Source organism: Geofilum rubicundum JCM 15548, from assembly GCF_000974365.1.
Lineage (GTDB): Bacteria > Bacteroidota > Bacteroidia > Bacteroidales > Marinilabiliaceae > Geofilum > Geofilum rubicundum.
This window is the reverse complement of sequence record NZ_BAZW01000121.1, coordinates 1-3,450: the sequence shown is the minus strand read 5'-3', so window position 1 is coordinate 3,450 and position 3,450 is coordinate 1. Positions and strand designations below refer to the sequence as shown.

Annotated in this window: 3 protein-coding genes; all 3 read right to left on the bottom strand. The window is 35.9% G+C overall.

Annotation, left to right across the window (positions count from 1 at the left end; genetic code table 11):
* Positions 1–130: 130 nt before the first annotated feature.
* The 3 genes from JCM15548_RS20150 to JCM15548_RS20140 are packed head-to-tail and all read right to left on the bottom strand — an operon-like array spanning position 131 to position 3,154.
* The gene (locus JCM15548_RS20150) at positions 131–925 is read right to left on the bottom strand and encodes a cation efflux transmembrane domain-containing protein (protein ID WP_173427678.1); all 795 of its coding nucleotides are present in this window, start codon (positions 923–925) and stop codon (positions 131–133) included.
* Positions 926–949: 24 nt separating this feature from the next.
* Positions 950–1,786 carry a DC1 domain-containing protein gene (locus JCM15548_RS20145; protein WP_062128983.1) on the bottom strand — a complete coding sequence of 279 codons (837 nt, stop codon included), beginning with the start codon at positions 1,784–1,786 and terminating at the stop codon, positions 950–952.
* A 15-nt stretch (positions 1,787–1,801) separates the two neighbouring features.
* Positions 1,802–3,154 (bottom strand): dihydroorotase, encoded by a 1,353-nt coding sequence (locus JCM15548_RS20140; RefSeq protein WP_062128980.1) that lies wholly within the window; start codon positions 3,152–3,154, stop codon positions 1,802–1,804.
* Between the last annotated feature and the right edge of the window lie 296 nt (positions 3,155–3,450).

Sequence of the window (3,450 nt, the reverse complement as noted above, 5' to 3'; positions counted from 1 at the left end):
TTATGCCCTTTTTTTATTTTTCACGTTCTGTTTTTAGCGTTGGCAAAGACATACTCTTTTGTAATTTTTGGCTTGCGTTTCGGCTGCTGCGAATTGCAAATGTGTATGGCTTTAAGCGTTGGCAAATCAATCACTTGCTTAATTTTAAAATCCTAAACGCTCCTTGAATTACCAAACCAAAAACAATTGTTCCAATAATCAAATCAGGTTTATTGGAACTCAACCAATTTACCAAAATTCCTGCGATTATTACTCCCAAATTGATAATCACATCATTCGAGGTAAAAATCATACTCGCTTTCATATGTGCCTCTTCTTTGCTTTTTGACTTTTGTAAAATGTAAAGACAAATTCCGTTTGCAATAAGTGCGAAAATCGAAACGATAATAATTGTCGAAAAGTCGGGTAGTTTTTCCTTTCCGAAAAACCGTCTTAAAACTTCTACAAATCCGATTATGGCAAGTGTAATTTGAAAATATCCTGCAAGTTTTGCAATACGTTTTTTCTTTATTAGCGTTCCACCAACCGCCAACAAACTAATTCCGTAAACAAAACTATCCGCAAGCATATCCAAACTATCGGCAACAAGTCCCATAGATTTTGAAATTATGCCTGTGGTCATTTCGATAATGAAAAATGCGAAATTGATGGCAAGTACAGCCCAAAGTAGCTTTTTCTGGTCTGTATTTCCTTTAAAATCCGTTTGGTCGCTCTGTTCAGTAGAGATTTTCTTTCCGCCTAAATTCAGTTCGATGATGGACTTTTCGATTTGGTCGGTTTCTCCGCTGTGAAAAACGGTCAATTTTCGGTTCGGAATGTCAAAGTCCAAATTCGCAATACTTGAAATCCCGTTCAATTTCATTTGGATTAGATTTTTCTCTGATGGACAGTCCATTTTGGTTATTAAAAAAATTGTTTTTTTCACTTTTATTCTATGTTAGTTACCCTCTTATGGATTACAGTAATCGCAATACATAGGGTCTTCGGTTGTTTTCTTATGTGGATACATTTCTTCTTTGGTGAAATTGCATTTTTGACAGCTATAAATAAAACTCAACGTAGAATTGGTGGGTAAGCCACATAAACTACATTCTAATCCTTTTTTGGCATCTGTAACTCCAAAACCTGGAATATTGCATTGAGGGCAGCAAGAATTTACCTTGGCAACTAATTTCTTGGCTGCATTTTCAATTACAGCCATTCGGCTAGGGTTGTACATTGCCCTCATATCGGTTTCAGCGTAAACCCCGTTGAATTTTTTATACAGTAAATGGAATGCTTTTTTTAAGTCTTGTAATTTTGTAATGCCTTTGATTATATCGTTGTTGTCTTTTTTTGACCTGCGAAGTATGAGTCCGTGAGATGGAAATTTTACTGATTCAGCAAATTCTAAAAGGTCTTTTTCATTTTCAATTTCACTACCGTTGAAATTAGTCTCCATACTTAGTTCTCTGGTGATTATTTCTAAGTTGTTCTTTTTGTCAATGAATATTAAAAACTCCTCATCTGCACTTGCAAAAAATAGCGTAGGATGTGGACCGAAAGAGCCTTCACTTGCCACACCCAAATCGCAGTTATTTAGTTCCATAGCTAAAAGGCATTTTCGCCTAGCCGTTGCTATTGGGTCAAGTTCCCTTTCAATCTCTCCTGTAAAGGTTCCTAATGTATCTGTATCGAACGTTTCATCTGTAAAACACCTTACTCCCAACTCTTTTTCAAGAATTGGTGCAATTACACTTTCCTTTTTGTGCTTGGTTGCTATGATTAATTTTCTACTGATGAACATAAGGCGATAATCTCTTTAATTGGATTTTGTTGTTATCGTTATTTCCATTCCTTTAAACATTTCATTAAATCTTCCATTATTATACACCAAATTTCCATTCACAAATGTCTGTTTGATTGCCGTATGGAATAGCGTTCCCTCTAATGGCGACCAACCGCATTTGTATAAAAGATTGTCCGTGGCAACTGTCCATTGGCTGTTCAAGTCAACCAATGTCAGGTCTGCATAATAGCCTTCTCGGATAAATCCTCTTTTGGTCATACCATATAAAATTGCTGGATTATGGCACATTTTCTCCACTATTTTTTCTAATGAAATCAGGTCTTTTTTATAAAATTCCAACATACAATTGAGCGAGTGCTGAACCATTGGTGCTCCTGACATAGATTGAAAATAGGGTTGTTGCTTTTCTGCCAATGTATGTGGTGCGTGGTCAGTGGTTATAATGTCTATTCTATCATCAAGTAGTGCCTTTAGCAAGCCTTGTTTATCCTGTTCTGTTTTTATGGCTGGATTCCACTTAATGAGCATTCCCAATCGTTCATAGTCTTTGTCCGAAAACCATAAATGATGTACTGAAACTTCGGTTGTTATTTTTTTCTCTTGCAAAGGAATGTCATTCTGAAATAGATGTGTTTCTGCCTCTGTCGTTAAGTGCAGAATATGAAGTCTGGCGTTGTGTTTTCTGGCTAAATCAATCGCTCGTTTGGTTGCTTCATAACAACCTTTAGTACTTCTTATAATTGGATGAAATTTTGCTGGAATATTATCTCCATATTCTTTTCGAAACGCTTGTTCATTTTCTTCTACGATTTCTTCTTTCTCGGAATGAATGGCGATAATGGATTTGCAATTAGCAAACAGCTTTTCCATTTTTTCTGGACTGTCAGCCAAAAGATTTCCTTTTTTGGTAAAATATAAGCCATCATCAGAAACACCAATAAATTGGCTTGTGTCCATTTTTATAAATTCATCAATATTATCCCCGTTTACACCAAGGAAGAATGCATAGTTCGCCAAAGATTTTTTAGAAGCTATCTCATATTTTTCTCTTAAGCTTTGAACGGTCAAAATATTAGGAACCGTATTTGGCATATCAATAAAAGAAGTCACTCCACCTGCTATGGCAGCTTTGCTTTCGGTATATAAATCGCCTTTGTGGGTAAGCCCTGGGTCTCTAAAATGAACTTGTCCGTCAATGATTCCTGGTAATAAGTGTTTGCCTGTTCCGTCAATTAATTTGTAATTTGTTTCAATGTCAATGTTTCCTATTTGCTGAATAAGTCCGTCTGACAACAATACGTCTGAGACAAATGATTTGCCTTCATTTACTATGGTAGAATTCTTAATTAATATCTTTTGATTCATTGTTCATTTTCTGTGATTAGTGTCGGTTTTCTTGCATTGTCGCTCAGGATGGTCTGCCTATCTAATTCCAAGAAAGCAAATTCAATCGCTGGTTTTACCGAGAGCAATATTACCGTAAAGGCTAATGTGTAAGTCATATTTTCATCAGATTATTGCAAAATTCCAAAATTCCAATGAGTTTCCTTTCGAGCGTTGGCAAAAAAACAGCTCTTTTGGTTTTTTTCATTGGCTTTCGTGTCGGCAAAAACCAAATGTGCTGTTTGTGCGGTTGGCATTTTTTTAATTGGGCATAACGT

Bases quoted from the DNA above. Each gene is read 5' to 3' on its own strand.
- JCM15548_RS20145 (WP_062128983.1), bottom strand. From the start codon at position 1,786: ATGTTCATCAGTAGAAAATTAATCATAGCAACCAAGCACAAAAAGGAA.
- JCM15548_RS20140 (WP_062128980.1), bottom strand. From the start codon at position 3,154: ATGAATCAAAAGATATTAATTAAGAATTCTACCATAGTAAATGAAGGC.